Origin of the sequence: Dehalobacter sp. TeCB1 (assembly GCF_001707455.1) — a bacterium.
In the GTDB taxonomy this organism is placed as follows: domain Bacteria; phylum Bacillota; class Desulfitobacteriia; order Desulfitobacteriales; family Syntrophobotulaceae; genus Dehalobacter; species Dehalobacter restrictus.
Genome location: NZ_MCHF01000033.1, coordinates 25,507 through 49,270 on the forward strand (window position 1 = coordinate 25,507; position 23,764 = coordinate 49,270).

Annotated in this window: 24 protein-coding genes and 1 tRNA gene; 23 read left to right on the forward strand and 2 right to left on the reverse strand. The window is 45.6% G+C overall.

What is annotated here, in order from left to right; translation table 11 throughout:
- Positions 1-2 precede the first annotated feature (2 nt).
- From A7D23_RS09165 to A7D23_RS09190, 7 genes are all read left to right on the forward strand, one after another.
- A complete protein-coding gene (locus A7D23_RS09165) occupies positions 3-3,416 on the forward strand; it encodes a DNA polymerase III subunit alpha (protein ID WP_019226479.1) in 3,414 nt (1,137 codons plus the stop codon).
- A gap of 98 nt (positions 3,417-3,514) precedes the next feature.
- A complete protein-coding gene (coaD, locus tag A7D23_RS09170; RefSeq protein WP_019226478.1) occupies positions 3,515-4,000 on the forward strand; it encodes a pantetheine-phosphate adenylyltransferase in 486 nt (161 codons plus the stop codon).
- Between the two features lie 21 nt (positions 4,001-4,021).
- Positions 4,022-4,219 (forward strand): DUF2007 domain-containing protein, encoded by a 198-nt coding sequence (locus A7D23_RS09175; RefSeq protein ID WP_019226477.1) that lies wholly within the window; start codon positions 4,022-4,024, stop codon positions 4,217-4,219.
- Positions 4,220-4,329: 110 nt separating this feature from the next.
- Positions 4,330-4,416 (forward strand) — tRNA-Leu (locus A7D23_RS09180).
- 397 nt (positions 4,417-4,813) lie between these two features.
- Positions 4,814-5,185, forward strand: a complete 372-nt coding sequence (locus A7D23_RS09185) for a hypothetical protein (protein ID WP_019226476.1) — start codon at positions 4,814-4,816, stop codon at positions 5,183-5,185.
- Positions 5,186-5,493: 308 nt separating this feature from the next.
- Positions 5,494-5,670, forward strand: coding sequence for a hypothetical protein (locus tag A7D23_RS16055; protein ID WP_019226475.1), 177 nt, complete (start codon positions 5,494-5,496; stop codon positions 5,668-5,670).
- On the forward strand, positions 5,671-5,967 hold the full coding sequence (locus A7D23_RS09190) for a type II toxin-antitoxin system RelE/ParE family toxin (protein WP_019226474.1): 297 nt from the start codon (positions 5,671-5,673) through the stop codon (positions 5,965-5,967).
- 314 nt (positions 5,968-6,281) lie between these two features.
- Here the strand turns inward: A7D23_RS09190 and A7D23_RS09195 are convergent, their stop codons facing one another.
- Complete coding sequence (locus A7D23_RS09195) at positions 6,282-6,431, reverse strand: small, acid-soluble spore protein, alpha/beta type (RefSeq protein ID WP_019226473.1); 150 nt, start codon at positions 6,429-6,431, stop codon at positions 6,282-6,284.
- A gap of 318 nt (positions 6,432-6,749) precedes the next feature.
- Here A7D23_RS09195 and A7D23_RS09200 point away from each other — a divergent pair, with 318 nt between their 5' ends.
- The 16 genes from A7D23_RS09200 (at position 6,750) to A7D23_RS09275 (ending at position 22,239) form a co-directional block, all read left to right on the forward strand.
- On the forward strand, positions 6,750-7,052 hold the full coding sequence (locus A7D23_RS09200) for a hypothetical protein (RefSeq protein WP_019226472.1): 303 nt from the start codon (positions 6,750-6,752) through the stop codon (positions 7,050-7,052).
- Between the two features lie 298 nt (positions 7,053-7,350).
- A complete protein-coding gene (locus tag A7D23_RS09205) occupies positions 7,351-7,656 on the forward strand; it encodes a hypothetical protein (RefSeq protein WP_019226471.1) in 306 nt (101 codons plus the stop codon).
- A 199-nt stretch (positions 7,657-7,855) separates the two neighbouring features.
- Entirely contained in the window at positions 7,856-8,521 is a 666-nt protein-coding gene (locus tag A7D23_RS09210; RefSeq protein WP_068883571.1) for a hypothetical protein, read from the forward strand.
- Positions 8,509-8,733 (forward strand): 4Fe-4S binding protein, encoded by a 225-nt coding sequence (locus A7D23_RS09215; protein WP_068883572.1) that lies wholly within the window; start codon positions 8,509-8,511, stop codon positions 8,731-8,733. Before A7D23_RS09210 ends, A7D23_RS09215 begins: the two co-directional genes overlap by 13 nt.
- Positions 8,734-8,738: 5 nt before the next feature.
- Positions 8,739-9,803, forward strand: coding sequence for a 3-methyl-2-oxobutanoate dehydrogenase subunit VorB (vorB, locus tag A7D23_RS09220; RefSeq protein WP_068883575.1), 1,065 nt, complete (start codon positions 8,739-8,741; stop codon positions 9,801-9,803).
- Positions 9,804-9,805: 2 nt separating this feature from the next.
- Positions 9,806-10,549: a thiamine pyrophosphate-dependent enzyme gene (locus tag A7D23_RS09225; protein ID WP_015042988.1), complete on the forward strand. Its 744-nt coding sequence runs from the start codon at positions 9,806-9,808 to the stop codon at positions 10,547-10,549.
- Positions 10,549-11,088 (forward strand): 2-oxoacid:acceptor oxidoreductase family protein, encoded by a 540-nt coding sequence (locus A7D23_RS09230; protein WP_019226466.1) that lies wholly within the window; start codon positions 10,549-10,551, stop codon positions 11,086-11,088. Before A7D23_RS09225 ends, A7D23_RS09230 begins: the two co-directional genes overlap by 1 nt.
- 279 nt (positions 11,089-11,367) lie before the next feature.
- Positions 11,368-11,919 carry a cupin domain-containing protein gene (locus tag A7D23_RS09235; RefSeq protein ID WP_019226465.1) on the forward strand — a complete coding sequence of 184 codons (552 nt, stop codon included), beginning with the start codon at positions 11,368-11,370 and terminating at the stop codon, positions 11,917-11,919.
- 14 nt (positions 11,920-11,933) lie between these two features.
- Complete coding sequence (locus tag A7D23_RS09240; RefSeq protein ID WP_019226464.1) at positions 11,934-13,622, forward strand: AMP-binding protein; 1,689 nt, start codon at positions 11,934-11,936, stop codon at positions 13,620-13,622.
- 242 nt (positions 13,623-13,864) lie between these two features.
- Complete coding sequence (locus A7D23_RS09245; protein ID WP_019226463.1) at positions 13,865-14,350, forward strand: polymer-forming cytoskeletal protein; 486 nt, start codon at positions 13,865-13,867, stop codon at positions 14,348-14,350.
- Between the two features lie 304 nt (positions 14,351-14,654).
- Positions 14,655-17,315 carry a DNA polymerase I gene (gene polA / locus A7D23_RS09250; RefSeq protein WP_025205817.1) on the forward strand — a complete coding sequence of 887 codons (2,661 nt, stop codon included), beginning with the start codon at positions 14,655-14,657 and terminating at the stop codon, positions 17,313-17,315.
- Between the two features lie 12 nt (positions 17,316-17,327).
- On the forward strand, positions 17,328-18,149 hold the full coding sequence (gene mutM / locus A7D23_RS09255) for a DNA-formamidopyrimidine glycosylase (RefSeq protein WP_019226461.1): 822 nt from the start codon (positions 17,328-17,330) through the stop codon (positions 18,147-18,149).
- Between the two features lie 74 nt (positions 18,150-18,223).
- Complete coding sequence (locus tag A7D23_RS09260) at positions 18,224-20,098, forward strand: ABC-F family ATP-binding cassette domain-containing protein (RefSeq protein ID WP_019226460.1); 1,875 nt, start codon at positions 18,224-18,226, stop codon at positions 20,096-20,098.
- 107 nt (positions 20,099-20,205) lie between these two features.
- Positions 20,206-20,868, forward strand: a complete 663-nt coding sequence (ytaF, locus tag A7D23_RS09265; protein WP_019226459.1) for a sporulation membrane protein YtaF — start codon at positions 20,206-20,208, stop codon at positions 20,866-20,868.
- A gap of 8 nt (positions 20,869-20,876) precedes the next feature.
- Positions 20,877-21,461, forward strand: coding sequence for a dephospho-CoA kinase (gene coaE / locus A7D23_RS09270; protein WP_019226458.1), 585 nt, complete (start codon positions 20,877-20,879; stop codon positions 21,459-21,461).
- 193 nt (positions 21,462-21,654) lie between these two features.
- Positions 21,655-22,239, forward strand: coding sequence for a lytic transglycosylase domain-containing protein (locus tag A7D23_RS09275; protein WP_019226457.1), 585 nt, complete (start codon positions 21,655-21,657; stop codon positions 22,237-22,239).
- A 284-nt stretch (positions 22,240-22,523) separates the two neighbouring features.
- Here A7D23_RS09275 and thrB read toward each other — a convergent pair whose 3' ends face one another.
- Positions 22,524-23,423 (reverse strand): homoserine kinase, encoded by a 900-nt coding sequence (gene thrB, locus A7D23_RS09285; protein WP_019226455.1) that lies wholly within the window; start codon positions 23,421-23,423, stop codon positions 22,524-22,526.
- Positions 23,424-23,764: the final 341 nt, after the last annotated feature.

Consider the following 23,764-nt stretch of genomic DNA (forward strand, 5'->3'; position numbering starts at 1 on the left):
CTATGTTCACACATCTTCATGTTCATACCGAATACAGTCTTCTGGACGGCGCGGCCAGAATCAATGACCTTGTACATTCTGCTGCTGAGCTGGAAATGCCGGCGCTTGCGATCACTGATCACGGCGTGATGTACGGCGTGCTGGATTTTTATAAAGCCTGTGGCAAACAGGGAATCAAGCCTATCATCGGCTGTGAGATCTATATGGCTCCCGGAAAAAGAACGGAACGGGTCCTCGGCAAAGATGACAAGAACTATCATCTGGTTCTTCTTGCCGAAACGAACGAGGGCTATCAGAACCTGGTGAAAATTGTTTCGCAGGCCAACGTGGACGGTTTTTATTACAAACCTAGGGCCGACAAGGAGCTTTTACAGCAGCACAGTAAAGGTTTGATTGCATTGAGCGCCTGTCTGGGCGGGGAGATCCCGGAGTACCTGATGCAGGACAATCCGGCCAGAGCCAGAGCGGCCGCGATGGAGTATCTTGATATTTTCGGTCCGGAACACTTTTATCTGGAGTTGCAGGATCATGGCATCACCGATCAGAGAAAGGTCAACGCCGGCCTCTGGGACCTGCACCGGGAGACGCGGATTCCGCTGCTTGCGACCAACGATGTCCATTATATTCGGAAAGAAGATGCGTCGGTTCAGGATATCCTGCTGTGCATCCAGACCGGAAAGACGCTGGCTGACAGCTCCAGGATGAGCTTTGAGGGCAGGGAGTATTATCTGAAAAGCAAGCAGGAGATGAATTTGCTTTTTGGGGAGACGCCCGAGGTTTTACGCCAGACGAATGAGATTGCGGAGCGCTGCAACGTCAGCTTTTCGTTTGGCCAGCATTATCTGCCGGTCTACGAGGTTCCGGAAGGCTGCACCCTGGACGAGTACCTGCGGGAATTATGCTGGAAGGCGTTCCCGGTATTCTACCCGGAGGAAACGCCGGAACAGCGCGAGCGGCTGGAATATGAGCTTGGGATTATTACCCAGACTGGTTTTTCCGGGTATTTTTTGATTGTGTCCGATTTCTGCCGGTATGCCCGGGAGCATGATGTTGCAGTCGGTCCGGGGCGTGGTTCAGCAGCTGCGAGTATGGTTGCGTACTTGCTTGGCATCACCTCCGTGGAGCCACTGCGCCATGATCTTCTTTTTGAACGTTTTTTAAATCCGGAAAGGATATCCATGCCGGATATTGATATCGACTTTGACCCGGAAGGCCGGGAAAAAGTCATCAAATATGTAACAGAAAAGTATGGGGAAGAGAAGGTTTGCCAGATCATTACGTTTGGTACCATGGGTGCCAAGGGCGTGCTGAGGGATGTCGGAAGAGTCCTGAATATACCGCTCAGCAAAGTCGATAAAGTCGCCAAAGCGGTACCGTATGAATTGGGCATGACGCTGGAAAGAGCGCTGGCCGTTTCTCCTGAATTGCAGAAAATGGTTAGGGAAGAAGAGGAAATCAAAAAGTTGTATGAGATTTCCAAGTCCCTGGAGGGGATGCCGCGGCATGCTTCCACGCATGCTGCCGGCGTCGTGATTGCCAGGGACGAATTGACCAGTTACCTTCCACTTCAGAAAACCTCCGACGGGCTCTTGATGACGCAGTTTCCGATGAAAACGGTTGAGGAGATCGGACTGCTGAAGATGGATTTCCTGGGTCTGCGGAACCTGACGATCCTGACCAAAGCGCTTGCAAATATTGAACAGGCCCGCGATATCCGGCTTGACCTGAACCATTTGCCGCTCGACGACCAAGCGACGTATCAGCTGCTTTCCGAAGGGAACAGTACAGGTGTATTTCAGCTGGAAAGCGGTGGCATGCGGGCCATCTTAAAAGATTTGAAGCCCAATTGTTTTGAAGATATTATTGCGGTAAACGCGCTGTACCGGCCCGGTCCGATGGAACAGATTCCGGAGTTCGTGCGCCGGAAGCATGGCGGGCTGATCAAAGTCCTGCATTCAAAAATAGAAGAGATTTTAAGACCGACCTACGGGATTATCGTCTACCAGGAACAGGTCATGCAGATAGCTCAGAATCTTGGCGGATACTCTCTTGGACGAGCAGATCTTCTGCGCAGGGCCATGGGAAAAAAAGACAAGAAGATCATGGCCGAAGAAAAGCAGAATTTTATCTACGGCCTGCAGGACAGCGGCGGTGAATGGATTGTGCCGGGAGCGCTCCGTCTGGGTATAGGTGAAAAGGAAGCTGAAGAGATTTTTGATCTGATGGCCAAATTTGCCGAGTACGGATTCAATAAGGGGCATGCCACGGCTTATGCGATGATCTCATATCAGACAGCGTATCTGAAGGCGAATTATCCGCTCGAATACACTGCAGCGCTGCTGAGTTCCGTAATCGGCGCATCAGATAAAGTCACTTTTTACATTCAGGAAGCCAGGAGCAGCGGCATTGAGATTCTGCCGCCCGATGTCCAGTACAGTTACCGGGATTTTACCATAGAACACGGAGCGATACGTTTCGGGCTCGAGGCGATCCGCAATGTCGGGACACAGGTGGTTGACAGGATCATCGCCGAAAGAGCTAACGGCCCGTTTGCGTCGTTTTATGACTTTATTGTACGCATGGATGCTAAAGTTCTAAACAAACGAACCCTTGAAAGTCTGATTAAGGCCGGCGCGTTTCAGTCACTGTGCAGCCGCGCTCAGGCTATGAAAGTCCTGGATCAGGCCCTGGAGCTGGCCCAGAACCGGCAAAAGGACAACGAATCCGGCCAGATGTCTTTGTTTGATCTCGACCAGGACCTCGATGAAGGGTTGCGTATGCCTGAAATACCGGAATTCAGCGAGAGCGAGATCCTAAAGATGGAGAGGGAGTATATCGGTATTTATCTCACAGCCCATCCGCTTTATTCCGTGAATGACCTATTAAGGAAAATCACGAGTTCAGAAATTGCGGCCTGTCTCGAAAGTGCGGAAGAAAAAAAGGTCATTCTGGGTGGGATAATAAATTCTTATCGGCAAACAATAACGAAAAAAGGGGAAATGATGGCTACCTTCTTACTGGAGGATCTGACCGGAACGATTGAGGTTCTGGTATTCCCCAGATTGTTTCCGGAAGTTGTCAGGATGGACAACGACCATATTGTGGTTGTTCACGGTCGTTATTATGTGAATGAAGATGAAAAGAAAATATTTGCTGAAAAAGTTCTGCCGATCGAGGAATGCAGCGTCAAACCGGATAAATTGTTTCTGAAGATTCCAAGCAATCAGGATACGGAACTGACCGATAAGATCCTGGCAATCCTTGGGGCATTTCGCGGAACGCATCCTGTCTATTTCTTTTGCCAGGATAATAAGAAGACCTTTGAGATAAGTCCAAATTATTTTGTCAGGCCATCTGAAGAGCTTGACAGGGCGCTTATTGCGCTTTTGGGAAATGATCAGGTAAGATGGCAATAAAAATTTGTTGGAAGAGGCAGGATATTGTTACTTTGGGGCGAATCCCATAAATAGATTTTATGACGCTGAGATATTTTCTGAACTGAAGGAGATTTTTTGTGCGAACTGCGATATACCCGGGGACATTCGATCCAGTAACCAATGGGCACCTTGATATCCTGCATAGAGCTATTTACCTTTTTGACCGTGTCATTGTGGCGGTAGCTTCCGAAAGTAACAAACAGACGCTTTTTTCATTGGAAGAAAGGCAGGAACTGTTGAGATGCGAAACCAGCGATATGAAAAATGTTGAAGTCAAGTCTTTTGGCGGTCTGACTGTGGATTTTGCGCGTGAATGCGGAGCTGTTGCGCTGATCAGAGGCTTGCGGGCCATGACGGATTTCGAATACGAATTTCAGCTGGCTTTGATGAATAAAAAGCTGGCTCCCGACATCGAGACCGTCTTTTTAATGACAAAAAGCGAGTATTCGTTCATCAGTTCCAGCTCGATCAAATCGGCGGCAAGTCTGAAAGGAGATGTTTCAGGATTAGTTCCGCCAAATGTGGAGAAAGCAATGATTCAAAAGTATAATAAGATGGTCTAAATGCTTATTGGAGGATAGAATATGTGGACAGTCATTTATATAGCACCAAATAAAGCAGTCGCTGAAAAATATCAAAAAGCATTTGCAGACGAAGGTATTTTAGTCCAGCTAAAAGCAGTAGGTTCCCAAGAATCCGTCGACGTAAGCGTCGAAATACTCGTGCCGGAGTCGGAGGCTGAGGAAGCCAACGAGATCCTGACCGGTATTATGCGTTCATAATCCAAGTTGTCTTTATCGGAGTAAAAAATAATATGAAAATGGCCGTAAAAAAAGTGGCAATGTACTTGCGTTTTTGACGCTGATATTATAAAATAGCAAAAGTAAGGCGTGCCGAAGTGGCGGAATTGGCAGACGCGTCGGTCTCAAAAACCGATATCTGTGAGGATGTGCCGGTTCGACCCCGGCCTTCGGCACCATGAAATTTAAAGGCTTTTGGGCCTTTTTATTTTTTGCCCAAATGTATTGAAATTTATATTTGTACAGATTTTTTTAGGCAGATAACACAAGAAGAGGGCGATATTATTTCATCCTCTTCTTTGCATTATTATTTGGACTTTTGATCATCCCTATTTAGATGGAAAATCAGTGTAAAAGAAGGATTTTAGTATATGACTGTAAAATATATGCTAAATTAGCAAAAGATTCTTGTTAATGTATAAAACAAGGTATATAGGAGGAAAATCATGGATTTTATTGATGAATTGATATGAGGGGAAACGAACAAAGGCAACTGTTGATAAATTTAAGGAAATAGTAAAAAAATCATACAACCAATTTCTAAATGAGATAGTTAATGATCGGCTAAAAGCTGCGATGGGTGATTCAGAAAAGGTTGAACAAGAACCACAGGAGGCAGCAACTACTGTACAGAAGGATCAGGAATTAAAAAATAAAATAGAGACAACACAAGAAGAGTTAGAATATTATTATGCAGTAAAAAGTGTTTTGAATCCGGCAGTTAATTCATCAAGGATATTCTTTAGAGATACCGAATCATATTTTGGTATTCTATTGGATGATAATAAACTAAAGTGGATATGTAGATTAGGCTTAAATGCACAGCAGAAATATTTATACATTCCTGATGAGAATAAACACCCGATTCGAATTCAAATATCGGACGTTGATGATATCTATAACTATCAAACACAGCTGATAGAATCAGTAAAAAGATACCTATCGTAAGAGTATATATAGGAAGAGCATGATCAATCATGCTCAGATTACTGACGAACCCCATGATTAAAAATTAATGGGGTTCGTTTTTGTTTTATTTAAGCATACGAAAGAATATTCTTGTCAGAATAAAGTAAACACATTTAAAAGGCTCAGATTTTATTTCATGAGCCTTTACTATTTGTATAAATTAACATATATCATACATAATAGAATAATGTATTAAAGAAAAGTTTAATTAATTTGCTTGTATATATATGGAAAGTAGGTTAAAATAAATGTACAAGAAATATCGATTAGAACGGAGGGGAAGAGAGGTGGCGAGTGCAAAAACAGCAGTTCTTAATACGACAAAAAAATCTGGAAGATTTGATATTCTACGCGAATCACTATCTTTGTCCCTTGATAGAAAAACTGCAAGAGCTATACACAAGGCAAAGAAAGATGCGCAAAAAGAGGGGAATATGGTTTCTCTGCGTAGTTTGATAAAATAAATGTACGAAGTCGTACTTGTTAAGGATGTAGAAAAGTACCTGAAAAGTTGCCCCAGTAAAATGCGAGAGCGTTTTTTGAGGCAACTTTCTACTTTAGAGGAATCTCCAAGAACTCATGGTGACATGCTGGTTGGTGAATTTCATGGATTATACCGGATGAAACTTTTTTATAATGGGGTTCAGTATCGGGCGATTTATGATATTCAGGAAGAAAAAGTAAGAGTATTAGTGCTTTTTATTGGCAAGCGAGAACAGGTATATGAAAAAGCAAAACGAAAGAAAATTGCTAAAAAATAGTTAATGATATGGATAAAATAATAAATTTCTTGGACAGATTTCTATAGAAAAGCAAAAAAAGAGAGCCATAAACAGCCAAATGACTTTTAAAGAAATACAGCGTTATCAAGGGCAAAACAACATTGTACAACTTGGTAAAAATGCCTTGAACACACTCAAAAACCGATATCTGTGAGGATGTGCCGGTTCGACCCCGGCCTTCGGCACCAAGTAAACGCTTAAAATATAGAAGGCCTATGAACGGCGAAAGATATAACATCAAAGCCCCGAGGGAGTAAGATCCTTCGGGGCTTTCGCTGCCAAGACTGGATGATTTAGATACGACCGTTAATGTATTCAAAGGTTTTCTTAACCATGCTACCTCCAACAGAGCCATTTTGTCTTGCGGAGGTGTCTGGACCTAAGTTAACATTAAGCTCGCTGGCAACGCTTTGTTTGTTAACCGGCAATTTATACTTAGCCATTAGATATTCCTCCTTTTTGTTTATTTATCTGTAGTATCTGCATATAGGAATAAAATACACAGGTAGTTTATTTTAATTCAGTAAATTTTTAACATTTAGACCAGGGAGTGTTCAAGGATTGTTCTCGGTCTGTTGTTTTGTTTTGGCTGCATCCCATGAGGGGGATTGTCGAAAGAAGCTTATTATTTTTTGCAAGTCGTATATATAATGAATTGTATATACCTGTATAAAATCAAGGATTTTAGCCAAATTTTGAGTTTTGGGGCAGGAAATGAAATCTTCATAGCGAAGTAATAAAACCGGAAAGGGGGGATTGAAATGGAAAATCAATTTGCTGAACTGTATCATGACTTTGAGATGTATCAACACTGCCAGCTTATCTTTTCAGAACAGGCTCCGGATGGCGTAAAAATCCAGCAAATCTCTTATGATACGTTTAAACCGATTAAAGATGATAACGGGATATTATACTTCCCAATGAACGAACTCGGTTTCGGGTATTTTATCACCAATAATTTTAATATTGTGAAAATGCCTTCCAAACAAAAAAAAGTAATGTATAGGATTGAAAAAGATGGAGAAGAATACTTTTCCATTTATTTATTTGGTCCAAAGAAGTAATTACGTGCCTTTCCGTAACCCTCACAATTACTTTAAGTTTTTTGAGTTCTATTGCCATAAAGAATTTAGAAAACTGCAAGTAAATTGGCAGGTTTTACATTGTTTCAGTGTAAAACGGTTACATACTAAAAGGTAGAACAAATTTGCAATCGACAATTTACGAATACGGGTGTTTATGATTCGGATCTGAGTCTAAACACCCGTATTTGCTGTTCATCGGACAATGATGGATTGAGGGACGATGGATGTAATCAAATGGTTCTTATGGTATTCTTAACATAGATGTCGGTATAAGGTAGTGAAGAAAGACGAAAAGGTTTCGAGCAGCGAAAGTACTGCCGGAGGTGGGAATTCAGCCGGTCAAAGCGGAAGCAGTTCTCAAATTAATTCTGAAGCGACAAAAGTGCTGCTGCGTACTGTTTACAGCCAATTAGGGACCGTCTATGCAAATGTAAAAACAGTGCAGGAAAAGCAAATTGTCGGATCCATGATGACGGTTGTCAATAATCTGATCCAAAATCCTTCCTCGCCTTATCGCGATCAAGCCGGCAGGGTCATCGCAGAATACAACAAGCTTACCGCGGAAGAAAAAAAAGTGATCTAAAGCTTGCGATGCTGACCTATATGGACACCGATATCGCTTTGAAATTAAAGGAGTTATTCGGATTATAAAAAAACAACGATGCAAGCATTAAATAAGCTGGAAATTGAGTATTAAATATGTATTGAAGTTGATATCAAACGTGAATTTGTGGTATTATTAATTTTAATTGTCTTATTATTCTTTCTTTAGGAGGTCTCGTGTGCAGAGTGCAAGGGTTACCATTTTTGCCGGTCACTATGGCAGCGGCAAGACGAGTGTTGCTGTAAACTACGCCTTGTGGCTGAAAAAAAGTCATCAGAAAGTCACCATTGCCGATCTGGATATTGTTAACCCTTATTTCAGAACGAAAGATAGCGCGCAGATGTTGAAACGGTCAGGGATTAAGCTGATTTCCTCGGATTATGCAAACTCAAATGTTGATATTCCTGCTATTCCGGGAGAGATCAATGCGATATTTGACGAAGGTGATTCCTATGCGGTGATTGACGTTGGCGGAGACGACAGAGGCGCCTATGCTCTCGGCCGCTATTACGAACAGCTCCACCGTACAGATGCTGCTGCCTACATTGTTGTAAATATGTACCGGCCTTTAAGCCGCGATGCCGAAGCAACGATTAAAATTAAATACGAAATTGAAGCGGCAGCGCGAATCAAATTTTCCGGAATTATTAATAATTCTAACCTGGGTAATGCTACTACCGCCTCCGATGTCATGAATTCGCTTCCTTACGCAGAGCAAATCTCTGAAAGGACGGGACTGCCGATTGTGATGACAACCGTGCAGAGAAGTCTGGCAGCGGAACTGGCAAGTAATATTCAAAATATATTTCCAATAGATTTGGAGGAGTATGAATGGCAAAAGTGACGAAACTAACAATCGAGGCAGACAGATGCAAAGGCTGCTCTCTTTGTGTAAACGCTTGTCCTAAGAAGTTGCTCAGACTTTCGCCCGAAACCCTTAACAGCAAAGGATTTCATCCTGCGGAAATGACAGATCAGCAAGCGTGCACGGCCTGTGGATTCTGCGCGATCATGTGTCCGGATGTTTGTATTCAGATTGAAAAAGAGGTGAATTAAAGAAAATGGCGGAGAAAGTATTAATGAAGGGAAATGAAGCAATTGCCGAAGCCGCAATTATGGCCGGCTGCCGTCATTTCTTTGGTTATCCGATAACGCCTCAGACCGAGGTTGCAGCTTATATGGCCAAACGTATGCCGAAAATGGGGGGAACCTATTTGCAGGCGGAAAGTGAAATAGCAGCCATCAACATGGTTTACGGAGCGTCCTCAGCGGGAGTCCGAGCGATGACATCTTCATCGAGCCCGGGAATTTCCCTGAAAAGCGAAGGCTTATCCTATATGGCAGGAAGCGATCTGCCTGCAGTGCTGGTCAACATTCAGCGCGGCGGTCCTGGACTTGGCGGAATCCGTCCGTCCCAGTCCGACTATTTCCAGGCAACACGTTCTTCCGGTCACGGAGACTTTCATATGATTGTGCTCGCACCGAATAACGTTCAGGAAATGTTCGACCTGACGATAGAAGCTTTTGAACTGGCTGACCAGTACCGGATGACCGCGATGATTTTAGGCGACGGGATGCTCGGACAGGTGATGGAGCCTGTGGACATCAGCCGCGGCGAAGCGGCGTCGAACGTTACCAAGGATTGGGCGCTGACTGGAACAAAAGGTCAGAGAAAAAGAAATGTCATTAATTCGCTTTATCTCGAAGCCGAAGAGCTCGAGATGCTTAACTTGAAACGTTTTGAAAAATACGCGGAAGTTGAGAAAATTGCCAGAACGGACAATTACCTGACCGAGGATGCGGAAGTAATTATCGTCGCTTATGGTATCTGCGCCAGAATAGCCCGAAATGCGATTAACGAAGCCCGTAAAAAAGGCATAAAAGCAGGGTTGATTCGTCCGGTTACTTTATGGCCGTTCCCGAAAAACCAGCTGAAAGCCGCAGCGGAAAAAGCAAAGGCTTTTGTGGTGGTTGAAATGAGTATGGGACAAATGATCCAGGATGTGGAGCTGAGCATCCGCTGCAGCCGCCCGGTGCATCTCTGCAGCCGTACCGGCGGGATGGTTCCGACTCCAGAAGCCGTCTTGGAAGCAATAGAAAACGCTGCGCAGGCGGAAAGGAGTTAATTATGGAAATCGTTTTTCAAAGACCGAAAGCACTTTCAGATGTATCCAGTCACTATTGTCCCGGCTGTACCCATGGGATTATTCACAGGCTGGTGGCAGAAGTTCTGGACGAACTTGATCTTACCGGAAAAACAGTCGGTGTCGCCCCTGTTGGCTGCGCTGTACTTGCTTATAACTATTTTGAATGTGATATGGCGCAGGCAGCGCACGGCCGGGCTCCGGCAGTTGCGACAGGCCTTAAGCGCGCCAATCCGTCCAATATCGTATTTACGTACCAGGGGGACGGAGACCTGGCAGCTATTGGGACGGCTGAGACCGTTCATGCAGCAGCCCGAGGTGAAAACATTACCATTATCTTTGTCAACAATGCCATTTATGGCATGACCGGCGGACAGATGGCTCCTACGACCATCCCGGGCCAAATCACGCAGACCTCTCCTTACGGGAGGGATCCGAAGTATGCAGGCTTCCCCCTGAAAGTCTGCGAAACGCTTTCCACGATTGACGGGACGGCCTATGCGGAGCGGGTGTCCGTAGACAGTGTAAAAAATGTGATCAACGCCAAGAAGGCGATCAAAAAAGCTTTCGAATATCAAATCGCCGGGAAAGGCTTTACGATTGTCGAGGTTCTGTCGACCTGCTCGACCAACTGGGGGCTAGAGCCTGTTGAAGCGCTCACCTGGCTGCGCGAGAACCTGATTCCTTACTACCCGCTGGGTGTCTATAAGGATAAGGAGGTTTTCTAATGAGCACGACACTTGAACTTATGATTGCAGGGTTTGGCGGACAGGGTGTGCTGTTTGCCGGCAAAATTCTCGTCTATGCCGGGCTGCTCACGGGCAAGGAAGTCAGCTGGCTTCCGTCCTATGGGCCGGAAATGCGCGGCGGCACAGCTAATATCAACGTGATTGTTAGCGATACACCGATCGGATCACCGATTATTACCTATCCCGGGATGTTGGTTGCGATGAACCAGCCGTCCCTCGAAAAATTTGAAAGTGATGTCCAGAAAAACGGGACAATCATCATTGATTCCTCCCTGATCCCGATTCAGGTACAGCGTCCCGATGTTCAGACCTTTTATATACCGGCCACGAAGCTGGCTGAAGACGCTGGTCTGAAAGGACTCGCGAATATGGTCATGGTTGGGAAAATTGCCAAAGAAGCCGGCATTTTTGATTTGGAGATGCTGAATAAAGCAGTATCCAAGTCGATTCCGGAGAGGAAGAAAGATCTTCTGGCATCCAATATCAAAGCGATAGAAATCGGGTATAAATTTAACTAAAGTCGTAGCGTCTTAACTTAAGTAGTAGCGTTTTGACTTAAGTATTTTAAAAAAGTCTTGTAAAAGTATTGCCGTATTGTATTACAGCATAGTATTATAATACTATTGAAACATAGTGTTATAGTATAGTAGTATGATTCGGCAATTATTTTAGTATAGCAGGAAGGTTCTAAACGCTTTCTGCTATACATAAGTGCAGCTAAGGCTGTAGCCTTAGCCAAGGCTTGGCTTCAGCCAAGTTTACTTAAAACAGGAAAATTATAAGGAGGTGCCATTAACTTGACTGATCAACTAAAGGATATGGGCGCACGTTTATTGATGCTGCGCGAGTCAACGGGCTTCACGCCGGAAAGGATTGCTGAGATACTCGATGTTCCGGTTGCGGATTATCTTCAATATGAAACAGGGGAAAAAGATTTTTCGTTTAGTTTTCTGTACAATGTTGCAGGTATTTTAGGGGTTGACGTACTGGATATCATCAGCGGTGAGTCACCGAAGCTATCCACCTGTTGCGTGGTCAGAGCCGGCGGCGGGTATGAGATCAACCGCCGAAAAGCTTACGATTACAAGCACCTGGCCTTCACCTTCCGCAATAAGAAAGCTGAACCGTTTATGGTGACAGTAGAACCGAACAATGCAATACCGGAACGTCATTCCCATGACGGGCAAGAATTCAATTACCTGGTTTCAGGATCCATGGACTTTTTTATCGGTGAGATGGTTTACGAACTCGGTGAGGGTGACAGCGTTTACTTCGATTCGTCCGTTCCCCACGCGATGAAGGCCCATGGCGATGCTCCGGCAAAATTCCTGGCCATCGTCATGAAATAAAGGAGGACGCGCACATGATCATGTATGAGAAGTATATTGGCAGACACCGGGACGACTATGTCACGCTGGAAGATTTATATAAGAATTTTAAGGTGACCTGTCCGGATGATTTTAACTTTGCCTACGATGTCCTTGATAAACTGGCTGAGGAGAAACCCGATCAGCTGGCGATGCTCTGGGTAAGCAATAATGGTGAAGAAAAAAGAATTACGTTTGCTGAAATGAAACGCTGGTCTGATAAGACGGCGAATTATTTTAAGTCACTTGGCATTAAAAAAGGAGATCTTGTCCTACTGGTTTTAAAAAGAAGCTATTTGTTCTGGTATGCGATGATGGCCCTGCATAAAATTGGCGCAGTGGCCGTTCAAGCAACGAACCTGCTGACGGCTAAAGATTATATCTATCGCTGCCAGGCGGCAGGTATCAAGATGGCCGTGATTACCGCAGACGGTGATTGTACCCGGCATTTTGACGAGGCTGCTCCAGAATGTAAAACGGTTCAGATGAAAGCGGTGACCAAACATAAGGATGCAGGAGAGGGCTGGCTCGATTTTGAAGCCGGGATTGAAGCTGCGTCTGACAAATGGGAACGCCCTACCGGCGAAGAAGCGACCAAAGTCACGGATATGCTGATTATGGCCTTTTCCTCCGGAACGACCGGCTATCCCAAGATGGTCTCGCATGATCATGCTTATCCCTTAGGACATATTATGACGGGCATTTTTTGGCACAGAGTAGAGCCTGGCGGCCTTCATTTCACAATTTCCGACACTGGCTGGCTGAAATCCCTCTGGGGCAAAATGTATGGCCAGTGGTTAGGTGAATCAGCGGTTTTTACTTATGACTTTGATACATTCAACGGTGCGGATATTTTGCAGAAACTGGAGAAATACCAGATAACCACTTTCTGTGCACCGCCGACCATGTACCGCTTTATGCTGCGGGAAGATGTCAAGAGCTACAATTTGTTGGCGCTGAAACACTGCTGCACCGCAGGAGAGGCCTTAAATCCGGAAGTGTTCAATCAATGGCGGCAGGCTACCGGATTGCGTATCTTTGAAGGCTTTGGGCAGTCGGAGACAACCGTCTGCTGCTCAATCCTGTACCCATGGGTGCAGCCGCGACCCGGTTCGATGGGGATGCCTACACCCGGTTATCAGATGGTTGTTGCGGATGAAGACGGCAAAGAGGTTGACCCTGGTGTGACCGGGGAAATCTGCATCAAAGCTCCGGATTACGCGACCAAGACGAAAGGTCTTTTCATGGGCTATTACCGGGACGAAGTGAATACGCAGCGTTCCTGGCATGACGGCCTGTATCATACCGGTGATCTGGCCTACCGTGATGAGCTTGGTTTCTTGTGGTATATCGGCAGGAATGACGACATTATTAAATCATCCGGTTACCGCATCGGGCCTTTTGAAGTCGAGTCGGCGCTCGCAGAGCATCCTGCTGTTCTGGAATCAGCGGTAACGGGTGTTCCGGATCCTATCAGAGGATTTAATGTCAAGGCGACGATCGTACTGAACAAAGGTTACGAACCTTCGGAAGACATGATTAAGGAATTGCAGGATCATGTCAAAAAGGTAACCGCACCCTATAAATATCCGAGGGTAATTGAGTTTGTGACCGAGCTTCCCAAAACCATCAGCGGCAAAATCCGCAGGGTTGAAATCAGGGAAAAGGATTCGCGGTCCGAATAAACGTACAGGATAATTGACATAAGAAAGAGGATGCAGTTTTTGCTGTGTCCTCTTTCTATTTCCACTATGTGCCTGATCCTATATATTTCGGCTGATTACTCTAAGTTATTGTGGACTTATATATCACTGTTTGCAGTTATTGTATAAAAATAGGACTAATGGCCTATATAATATTTGGGTCCGTTGTCATATCCTAAATTTAAATATAATGTTTAATAATGGAAGAGTGAAAGGAAAAGAAGATGGAAGCTGTCGAATTTGGTAAAAAAACAGATAATGACGTGTACGTTGCCAAAGAATGCAAAATAACAGGAAAAATAAACTCCAGAACCAATGTGATAATTGATGGGGAGCTTGAAGGAACAATTGAAACAAAAGCAGATCTGCTTGTGGGTCCGCATGGAAAAGTAGAAGCGGAAATTTTTGCTGTAAACGCCCGGATACAGGGAGAAGTACATGGGAATATTACAGCTGAGAACTTATTGGTAATAGCTTCAACTGCCGTAGTCTATGGCGATATAAAAACAAAAGGGCTTCAGATTGAACAGGGTGCAAGGTTCATAGGGAAGAGTCAGAACCATGACCAAGCAGATGGCATAACTGTACTGGAATCCAACCCTGAGACTGAATATGTGAGCGAGCCTTCTGACGATCTTAAATCCATAGAAGAAAAAAAGAAAAAGTCAAAACTTTCCTTTAAGCCTATTGTCTATAACAGGATGCCTTAGAGAGGCGGGAACTGTCTGCCCTCGGAGGTCAATGCCAATATCCGGGAGATCTCCGATACTTTTCAGAGAAAAGCAGATGAAGGATCGAAATCAATGATGCAGCGGACAAAGAAGTATGAATGACTGAAATCAGCGGATATTAAACGGCTTGCAGTAATGCAGCCGTTTATTTTTCTGTGCTGTGTACTTGTTGTACTTGATTCTAGAAAAGGTTATGATATAGAAAGGTATATTCAAAGGAATTGTTTTGACGAATGATTCCGAGGGAGATTCTGAAGAAACGGTTCTTGAAAGGAGTATTACAATGCCCCGGATGCTGATCTTAGACGGTAACAGTCTTATAAATAGAGCTTTCTATGCGCTTCCGCCGCTTACTTCCAACGAAGGGCTTCCGACGAATGCTGTACACGGTTTTTTAACCATGCTGTTCAGGCTACAGAAAGAGCAGAAGCCAGATTATTGGGTCGTAGCTTTTGACAAGACGAAAGCAACGGTCCGCATCGAGCAGTTTGCAGGCTACAAAGCTCACCGGAAAGAGACACCGGAGACTTTGCGGCCGCAGTTTAATTATCTTAAAGAAATTTTGCGGGTGATGGCCGTTCCGATCCTGGAACTGGAAGGTTACGAAGCGGATGATATCATAGCGACAGTAAATGATCTGGCGATTGCCCAGCAAATAGAAGTTTTAATCTTTACCGGAGACAGGGACGCTCTTCAGCTGATTTCACCGCATAGCTCTGTGCTGCTGACAATGAAAGGGATTTCGGAAGTTGAATGTTACAACGAACAACGGCTGGAAGAAAGATATCTGCTGAAGCCTGCTCAGATTATCGATCTGAAAGGCCTGATGGGGGACGTTTCGGACAACATCCCCGGGATTCCCGGTGTGGGGGAAAAGACAGCACTGAAACTGCTTCACGAATATGGGTCCGTCGAAAATGTGCTGCAGAATAAGGATGAAGTCAAAGGCAATAAATTAAAGGAACTGCTGAATCAATACGCTGATCAGGCACTCTTAAGCAAAAAGCTCGCAGCAATGATTCACGATGTGCCGGTTGCGTTTTCTCTTGACGACTTAAGATGGGCGGAGCCGGACAAAGATGCCTGCAAAAAGATCCTTCATGGCTACAGCTTATATAAAGTCGCGTCGCTGTTTGAACAGAGCCTCGCTGCGGTAACGGGTCCTGAGCAAATCATCGAAAAAGGCAAGAAGCAAAAAGCATCAGGGGCAGAGATCATTGATACTATCCAGCAAGAAAAGAACATGGACGGAGAAGGCTGGCTGGAGCTGCTGAATACCTGGCTTGAGCAGAAACCGGTCCTCGCACTCAGTTATCGTTTTGAGGGCAGGAATATTCATCAGGGGCTCTGGACTGAAATGGGGATCTGCGATGAACATTATACGTATTCGCTAAACCGGTATGCTGCTGCTCCAAGTGTACTGCGTCTCTGGGAAGAAATCCTGGCTGACGACGGTGTCCGCAAAGTGGTGGCAGACAGCAAGGGGGTATATTCACTGCTTCTGAATGAGAATAAGACATTCGCCGGCGTTGATTTGGATTTAAGCCTGGCCGCTTATCTGTTAAACCCGAACCGGTCCAATTATAGCGCTTCCGAATTGCTGGGGGATTATGTGACGGATCTGTTTTCAAATACGCCGGCCCGTGAGGCTGCGTTGCTGCGGAAACTTGCCGCTTCCTATATGGAAAAACTGGCGGAAGACGATCTTGAAAAGCTCTTGCATGAGGTTGAAGAGCCTTTAAGCCTCATATTGGCTAGGATGGAAAAGACCGGAATTGCCCTGGACAAGGCGAAACTCCAGGAATATGGTCAGGAACTTGAGGTTAAGATCGGCCGATTGGAAAGTGAGATTTACAATCTGGCCGGTGAAAACTTTAATATCAATTCGCCGCAGCAGCTTGGCAGGATTCTATTTGAGAGTTTAGGGCTCCCGCCACTCAAAAAAACCAAAACGGGTTATTCAACAGATGCAGAAACGCTGGAAGAATTGCGGACAGAGCACGCTGTCGTGGAAAAACTACTGGAATACCGGCAGCTGGTCAAACTGAATTCCACCTATGTCAAGGGCCTGCTGGCCCAGTGCTGTGACGGCAAAATTCATACCACGTTTCAGCAGACGGTTACAGCTACCGGCAGACTTTCCAGTACCGAACCGAATCTGCAAAACATTCCAATCCGTCTGGAAGAAGGCCGGAGACTTAGGAAGGTTTTCCAGGCAACTCAGGAAGACTGGCTTTTGTTATCCGCGGATTATTCTCAGATCGAATTAAGAATTCTGGCGCATTATTCGAAAGATCCAATACTTTGTGAGTCCTTCCTGGTCGGGGAAGACGTGCACAGGCGTACAGCTGCCGAGGTGTTTGGCGTAGCGCTGAACGAAGTCAATTCAGATATGCGGCGCAAGGCCAAAGCGGTTAACTTTGGTTTAATGTATGGTCTGACGGACTTTGGACTGGCCCGCGATCTGACCATTTCGAGAAAAGAAGCAAAATACTATATCAGCCAGTATTTTGAAAGATACAACGGTGTTCACCGGTATCTCGAGGAGGCTGTCACTGAAGCTAAAGAAAAGGGAGAGGTTCGTACGCTGCTGAACCGGCTGCGGAAAATCCCCGAATTGTCTCATCCAAACAGAATGACGCGGCAGTTTGGCGAACGGATTGCCAAGAATACCCCGATTCAGGGAACCGCGGCTGATATTATGAAAATTGCGATGATCAAAGTAGCGGAAGCGATTGAGGGCCTGCAGGCAGAAATTTTGCTTCAGGTTCACGACGAACTGGTAGTCCAGGTCGAACCGTCAGCGCTTCCCAAGGTCGCAGCAATTGTCAAGAAAGAGATGGAGCAGGCTTTCCCGATTTCTGTTCCATTGCTGGTAGACTGCAAAGTCGGAAGCAACTGGTATGATATGGTCCCTTATCAGGTGGATGCGCTGTTGTTTTAGGAGGTCGATCCGATGCCTGAACTGCCCGAAGTAGAAAGTATCCGGCTGTCCCTGGCTGCAAGGATTCTGGGAAAGACAATTGAAGATGTCGAAGTCCGATGGCCTCCGGCAGCAGTTTCTCTGGCGGATGAGGATTTCAGCGCTTTGGCCAGGAACCGGACGATTGAAAGCCTTGACAGACGCGGCAAGTATCTGCTCATGAACCTGAGTCACGGCCTTACGATGATCATTCATTTCAGGATGACCGGACGTTTGATCTATTATCCTGAGCAGCACGAGCCAAATAAACATACGCATGTTGTGTTTAGGCTCGATCAGGGGGAGCTTCATTACTCCGATATCCGTAAATTCGGCAGAATACAACTGGTGTCTTTTCAAATGGCCTTTAAGGCTGCCTGCTTGGCTAAACTTGGTCCGGAACCGCTGGACGAGTCATTTACATTTGACCAGCTCGGGATGCGTCTCGCCAGGAAAAAGAGTACGATCAAGGCTGCGCTGCTGGATCAGACCGTCGTAGCCGGTATCGGAAATATTTATGCGGACGAGGCTCTGTTCCGCGCGGGCATTTTGCCGGATAGAAATACGGCTTCGTTAAAGGTGTCGGAGATTATTCTGCTTTACGATGCGATCTGTGAGGTTCTGCAGGAAGGAATCACGGCTGGCGGAACATCATTTCGTGATTATCGTGATGCAGACGGCAAGAAGGGTGCATTTCAGGAAAATCTGATGGTTTACGGACGCAGCGGTCAGGAGTGTAAATATTGCGGAGGTCAATTGGCTAAAATCAAAGTAGCCGGAAGGACAACGGTGTACTGTCCGAACTGCCAGAAATAGATGAAATTTGTTTTGAAGAAGGAATAACTTTTAATGCAGGAAGAAAGAATCCAGGAGGAGTATTTCACAGAAGGATGAGCATACTTTATTGCAATGGACTTGAAATTGAAGTAGCAGGGAGCACTCTGCTGGATCATATAACGCTGCGTTTGGAAAAGGGTCAAAAAGCCGGCCTGGTCGGAGCCAATGGGGCAGGTAAGACAACACTGATAAGGGCTGTCATGGGAGAGATTGCTCATGAAAGCGGAGATATCAACTGGCAGGGTACTGTCGGTTATCTGCCGCAGACGACTGCATCCTCAGCAGAACACGGTACAGTATTTGAACAAATGCTGGCGGAACGTCAGGATATTCTTGATCTGCGGGACAATCTCAGATCCCTGGAAAATAAAATGGCGGAACAGGCCGACGAGAAAACGCTCGAAAGGTACAGTCTGTTTACGGAACAGTATGAAAGGGCGGGCGGTTATGCGCTCGAAGCCAGGATCCGCAAGATCCTGACCGGACTCGGGATGGACCGGCATCAGACGACTGAAGCGAATCATTTAAGCGGTGGTCAGAAAACCCGTCTGGCGCTTGGCAAACTTCTGCTGCGTGATCCGGACGTTCTGATTCTTGACGAGCCTACGAACCATCTCGATATTGAGGCACTGGAATGGCTTGAAAATTACCTGGCCGATTATGCTGGAGCTATGCTTGTCGTTTCCCATGACAGGTATTTCCTGGACAGGGTCGTGGACAGCACCTTCCTGATTGAGGATGGGTTCCTGAAAGCTTACAATGGCAATTATTCGGAGTTTGAACTGCAGCGGAATATTGAAAAAATATCGCTGACCAGAGAAGCGGAACGGATCAATAAAAAAATTGCGGACCTGGAGGAGTATATCCGGCGTCATGGTGCCGGAATCAAAGCTAAACAAGCCCGGGGCAGGGAATCCATGCTGAAAAGAATTACGCCGGTGAATGCGCCGAAAGATTCGAAAAAACTCAGCATAAGCCTCCAGGCCAAAACCCGCTCAGGAGACCGGGTTCTCGAGATAGACGATCTGGCCGTTAAGTACGGGCAGAAAACCATATTTGAACATGTAGGTTTGGAATTGCGCCGGGGTGATAAGATTGCCCTGCTCGGCAGAAACGGGATTGGAAAGACAACGCTGTTAAGAGCTGTTACAGGACAAATCCCGTATAACGGTACGATCCGGACCGGGGCGAATGTCTCCGTCAGCTACTATTCCCAGGAGCATGAGAATATTGGCTTAAGGGAAATTGTCATGGACGAGATCCGTTATTCTTCAACGCTTGACGATCCGGAAATACGCAATGTTTTAGCCCGTTTTGGCTTCCGGGGAGAGGATGTATTCAAACCTGTTGCTGGTTTAAGTGGGGGAGAGAAAAGCAGGCTGGCACTTTGCAAGCTTTTTCTGAATCAGGGGAACCTGCTTTTGCTTGATGAGCCGACCAACCATCTCGATATGGAGACGAGAGAAGTCCTGGAGGAAGTGTTGCAGGATTACAACGGGACAATTTTGACCGTATCCCATGACAGGTACTTTCTGAACCGAATCGTGAATAAGATTGCTTTGCTTACAGTGAATGGTCTGAAGGTATTTGAGGGAGACTACACGGCCTATCGTGAAATGAGCGAGAAGAGTGAAGATGAAGAAAAAGAATCTGCTCAAGCCGCTCAAGATCAGACCTGTAAAAATGAAGAGGTTCAAAAAGCCAGAGATTACAGGGAAGAGTCCAAGAATACCAAACGGATAGAAAAAAAGATCAAGCAAATCGAGGAAAAAATTGCGGAAACAGAATTATTGCTTCAAGAAATTGAGGATAAGCTCGATGCCGCAGCCAGTGATTATGAACTGACATTGTCACTTCACCAGTCGTATGAGAAAGTGCAGATAGAGCTCGATCATCTGATGGAGGAGTGGCTGGCTTACCAGGATTAGTACGAAAAAACTGACAGACCGACGATACAGATGAGCCAGCGCGGTACACCAAAACGAGGTTACAGCCATATATTATCCCGAAGGAAATACTTAAGGGGTAAAAGAATATGGGAATGGCAATGATCCTTGCTTTGGCTTTGAGTCTTGACGGTTTAGGGGTAGGGATGGCCTACGGTCTGAAGAGGATTCGGATACCGCTCAGTTCCATGATGATCATTGGTTTTTGTACGACACTCGCCATGACGGTTTCCATGTACTGCGGCCATCTGATCACGTCTCAACTTACGGTGATCCATCCCGGTATCTTGGGGGCAGTCGTTCTTATTGCAATCGGCTCGTATCAATTGATTCAGACTTTGAAAGGCAGAGCGGAACTTCCCGAAGCTGTACCGGTGATGACAACTGCAGCCGGACAGATAGATGACAATCCATATCGTACTTTGTTCTGCATTAATTTAAATTTCTTCGGCCTGGTCATTCAGGTTTTAAAGACACCGGATGCGGCAGACATTGACGGCTCCGGCGTCATTACACTGAATGAAAGTCTGCTTCTCGGCGTGGCATTGTCTCTGGATGCGTTTGCTTCGGGCGTAGCCGCTGCGCTGACAGGAATTCTCTGGTATGTCATCGGGATGGTGACATTGATGCAGATTCTGATGATCTTTACCGGTCAGGTATTGACAGGCAGACTTCCGGCGAGCGTGCTGGCGAGAGTCAGGTATCTGCCGGGGATCGTCCTGATACTCATCGGGTCATTAAAAATAATTTGAGGTTAAACATGATCAAAATTGGACTTACAGGAGGAATAGCAAGCGGCAAGACGCGTGTTGCCAGTTGGTTTGCGCAGAAGGGCATCCCGGTTTTTGACGCGGATGACGCAGTTCATAGGTTGTATGACGGGCCGTTGATCCCTTTGATCGGCAAAGAGTTTGGATCTGAATGCGTCCGAGATGGGAAGATTGACCGGGCGGAGCTGGGAAAAATCATATTTGCCGATCCTGAGGCCAGGCAAAGGCTTGAGGAACTTGTTCATCCTTTGATCCGGCAGCAGATGCAGGATCAATGCCTGAAGGCAGAAATCCAAAGTGAAAAGCTGATTATCCTGGATATTCCGCTGCTTCTGGAGACGGGATGGGGAAAATTTGTCGACGAGGTTTGGGTCGTTTATGTCCCTGCTGAAATACAAATCACCAGGCTGATGGAACGAAGTGGCTTGACTAGGGAAGAGGCCGAGCGGCGGCTTGCTGCGCAAGTGCCGCTTGAGGACAAAAAAAAGAAAGCCCACCGGGTCATTGATAATTCCGGGGACTGGAGAGAGACTGAAAAACAACTTGAGATGATTTGGAAAGAACTGTTTTCCTGAGATATCCACTCCATAGATTTTTCAGGCAAGGTCTCAGCTTGCCTTGAAGTAGCTTTGTCGTATATAATGTTTCAGAATTAAATCATATCTCCGCTTAGATGAACATACGGATAATCAAAAGATAATAAAAAAATGATGTTATCATTTAAGGGTTAACAAGATATTAGAATATATGAAATAGGATGGGTGCGTTTTGTTTATCGCAAAGAGGAAAATTGTTAAGACCATAGCAATTATTTTTTTATTGTTTATAATTTTGGCTGTATACCAGTCAAATTTTATCGGCAGAATGATGTATCCTTTTCCATACAAGCAGACGGTTGAAAAATATGCCGCCAAGTATGGAACAGATCCTTTGCTAGTGATTGCCGTAATCAGGGAAGAGAGCAGGTTCATCACCAAATCGAAATCATCCAAAGGGGCAGTCGGATTGATGCAGCTGATGCCGGGGACAGCGGAAGAGATAGCTGTCTGGCTCAATGAAGATTACGCAAAGGTTGACTTACTTGATCCGGAAACCAATATTCGTTACGGCACCTGGTACCTTGCTTCTTTGAATAAGGAGTTTTCCGGCAATACGGTTCTTACCCTGGCAGCTTATAACGCCGGGATCGGCAGGGTACAAAGCTGGCTGGATGATTGGCCGAAGGACCCGAATGCGTACCGTATTGAGGAAATTCCAATTACAGAGACCAGGGAATATGTCGAGAAAGTTTACAGAAGTTATGAAAAATATTTGGCCCTTTATGCTACTCAGCATTCTGGAGGGCGAGAATAAATGCTTTTAATTTAGTAATTGTAAGCTGTCTGTCGTTTTTGCTTTTTTGTTTGACTGCAACACTGTGGAGAGAGTCCCAAAAAGCCGAGGTCATATTGCTTTCATTCACTTCAAATACAACAAAAGGCAGGGCCCTGTGTATAATATAGTTCCTGATCTTGGATGATGAAGGAAGAGAAACCAATGCGCAGTTCACCTTTTTTCATACGGACAGGATCCGGGAGAGCCGCAATTTCATAGTACTGATGTAGGAGAAGGTTTTTCTTAGGGGTTACCCTAAAAAATCAAAATTCGGTTAGCACAGCTCCCTCAGAATCAATATCCAGGGTCAGGGCTTCAGAAGGTAAACCATTTTCTTGGAGTACGCCCTTCATCGTCAGGGCTATCTGATCTTCTTTGCCGTGAGGGCAAAAAGCAATCAAGGTCGGTCCGGAACCGCTTAGCGCTGCGCCGTACGCGCCGGCGAGCACGGCAGATTTTAAGGCTTCGGGCATACCGGGGATCAGAGAAGCCCGCTGATTTTGATGGATCCTGTCCTGAGTGGCAATCGCCAATAAATCGTATTCCTCTTTAATAAACGCATCAACTAAAAGGCCAACGCGGGAAGCGTTAAAGATCACATCAGTTCTGGAAACAGAAGCGGGCAGTATCCCACGCGCTTTTTCAGTTTCAACGAGAATATCCGGGATCACGACGACAGCTTTGAATTTTGGAAACTTCGCCAGCGTCCTCGGAATAAGCTTGTTTTCATCCATGACTGTCAGGGTGATGCCGCCGCAAAGAGCAGGCGAGACATTATCCGGATGGCCTTCGATTTCAGAAGCGACTTCAAGCAATTGAAGCCGGTTTAAAGGGTTCCCGGCTACCGCGTTGGCGATAATTAGTCCGCCGACGACGGCAGTGGAGCTGCTTCCGAGTCCACGGGCAGGCGGAACATGGCTTTCCAGGGTGATTTTTAAGGGTCTCGGCTGAAAATCAATTTTCTGCCACAGCTTGCAGGCGGTTTTCCATAAAAGGTTTTTTTCATTTGCAGGAATGTTACTCGTATAGGTGCCTTTAAGGATAATCTCCAGTTTTTCACTTTCTTCAGCCTGGATATAGTTATATAGCCTTAAAGCCAGTCCCATACAGTCAAAACCTGGTCCGAGATTTGCTGAAGTTGCTGGTACTTTTACTTGGAACATCTTTTCCTCCATTTTTTCGGCAGGTAATCTATGAATATGCCTATTTATTCGAATAAATTCTATAACAATTACTGAGGGAAGTAAACAGTCGGTACAACATTCTTAAACCCATTGCTCAAATAATTTCATTCAAGCCTGAATACCCTATATTAGGTCTGGGTGCCACAAGTTCCAGCGTCAAGCGGAGCATGGATGCGGAGCGCGGCTGTTAGCGCCATGGACAGACCGTGTAAAAACTCATCCTTAATTTACAGTTATAAAATTGATTTACCAATAATTGCTCTTGTTGTACTACAAATATAAAAATACAAAGGTCTTTTACCCCAGTACTTCAATCAATT

Coding starts and splice junctions, on each gene's coding strand:
- polA (WP_025205817.1), top strand. CDS start 14,655: ATGCCCCGGATGCTGATCTTAGACGGTAACAGTCTTATAAATAGAGCT.
- A7D23_RS09240 (WP_019226464.1), top strand. CDS start 11,934: ATGATCATGTATGAGAAGTATATTGGCAGACACCGGGACGACTATGTC.
- A7D23_RS09200 (WP_019226472.1), top strand. CDS start 6,750: ATGGAAAATCAATTTGCTGAACTGTATCATGACTTTGAGATGTATCAA.
- A7D23_RS09190 (WP_019226474.1), top strand. CDS start 5,671: ATGTACGAAGTCGTACTTGTTAAGGATGTAGAAAAGTACCTGAAAAGT.
- A7D23_RS09245 (WP_019226463.1), top strand. CDS start 13,865: ATGGAAGCTGTCGAATTTGGTAAAAAAACAGATAATGACGTGTACGTT.
- A7D23_RS09260 (WP_019226460.1), top strand. CDS start 18,224: ATGAGCATACTTTATTGCAATGGACTTGAAATTGAAGTAGCAGGGAGC.
- thrB (WP_019226455.1), bottom strand. CDS start 23,423: ATGTTCCAAGTAAAAGTACCAGCAACTTCAGCAAATCTCGGACCAGGT.
- A7D23_RS09165 (WP_019226479.1), top strand. CDS start 3: ATGTTCACACATCTTCATGTTCATACCGAATACAGTCTTCTGGACGGC.
- A7D23_RS09225 (WP_015042988.1), top strand. CDS start 9,806: ATGGAAATCGTTTTTCAAAGACCGAAAGCACTTTCAGATGTATCCAGT.
- A7D23_RS09215 (WP_068883572.1), top strand. CDS start 8,509: ATGGCAAAAGTGACGAAACTAACAATCGAGGCAGACAGATGCAAAGGC.
- A7D23_RS09195 (WP_019226473.1), bottom strand. CDS start 6,431: ATGGCTAAGTATAAATTGCCGGTTAACAAACAAAGCGTTGCCAGCGAG.
- mutM (WP_019226461.1), top strand. CDS start 17,328: ATGCCTGAACTGCCCGAAGTAGAAAGTATCCGGCTGTCCCTGGCTGCA.
- A7D23_RS09175 (WP_019226477.1), top strand. CDS start 4,022: ATGTGGACAGTCATTTATATAGCACCAAATAAAGCAGTCGCTGAAAAA.
- A7D23_RS09185 (WP_019226476.1), top strand. CDS start 4,814: ATGGGTGATTCAGAAAAGGTTGAACAAGAACCACAGGAGGCAGCAACT.
- A7D23_RS09230 (WP_019226466.1), top strand. CDS start 10,549: ATGAGCACGACACTTGAACTTATGATTGCAGGGTTTGGCGGACAGGGT.
- coaE (WP_019226458.1), top strand. CDS start 20,877: ATGATCAAAATTGGACTTACAGGAGGAATAGCAAGCGGCAAGACGCGT.
- vorB (WP_068883575.1), top strand. CDS start 8,739: ATGGCGGAGAAAGTATTAATGAAGGGAAATGAAGCAATTGCCGAAGCC.
- ytaF (WP_019226459.1), top strand. CDS start 20,206: ATGGGAATGGCAATGATCCTTGCTTTGGCTTTGAGTCTTGACGGTTTA.